1 protein-coding gene is annotated in these 644 nt (G+C 71.7%); it reads right to left on the minus strand.

The features are described from left to right. The coding region (locus ACTQV3_RS09265; protein ID WP_441568626.1) for a transposase at positions 1–313 on the minus strand (313 nt) is incomplete at its 3' end. Positions 314–644: the final 331 nt, after the last annotated feature.

Here is a 644-nt window from a genome sequence, read left to right on the forward strand (position 1 = left end):
CCACCTCTATGGCGCGCCTCTGCTCGCGCGTGAGCTCGTCGAGGAACAGGTTGAGCACGTCCTTGCCGGTGCCCTCGTGCGCCCAGATGAGGCAGCCGCGGTCGTGGTCGACGACCACCGTGACGTACTTGTGGCCCTTCTTGTACGACGTCTCGTCGATGCCGATGCGGTGCACGCCGTCGAACCTCGAGGCGCCGCGCGCGGCCTCCAGCTCGGCGTAGACGCGCCTGCACACGCCGCCCACGCTGTGCCACTCGACGCGGGCGAGCTCGGAGACCGCCGAGGCGGTGCAGCGGACCGCCAGCCACGCCACCCAGTCCTCGAAGTCGCGCGTGAAGCGCGCCCCGTGCCGCGCCCAGGGGACGGCCTCGGTGCGCACGCCGTGCTCCGGGCAGCGCACCCTGCAGGGCGCGTACTCCAGGTAGCAGGCCGAGCGCGCCAGGTCCATCGCCCTCCACAGCCTGGGGGCCCCGCGGTTCGCCATGTCGTAGAAGTCGCAGGCCCTGCCGCATACGGGGCAGCGGCGCTGCTCGCGCTTGTAGGGCCGGACGCTCACGACGATGCGCTCGGCCTCGATGCGCGCGCCCAGGACGACCGTGCGGGCCAGACCGAGGGCGAGAAGTAGTAGACTCTTCATGCGTCAC

The organism is Collinsella sp. LCP19S3_A7, assembly GCF_052121995.1.
Lineage (GTDB): Bacteria > Actinomycetota > Coriobacteriia > Coriobacteriales > Coriobacteriaceae > Collinsella.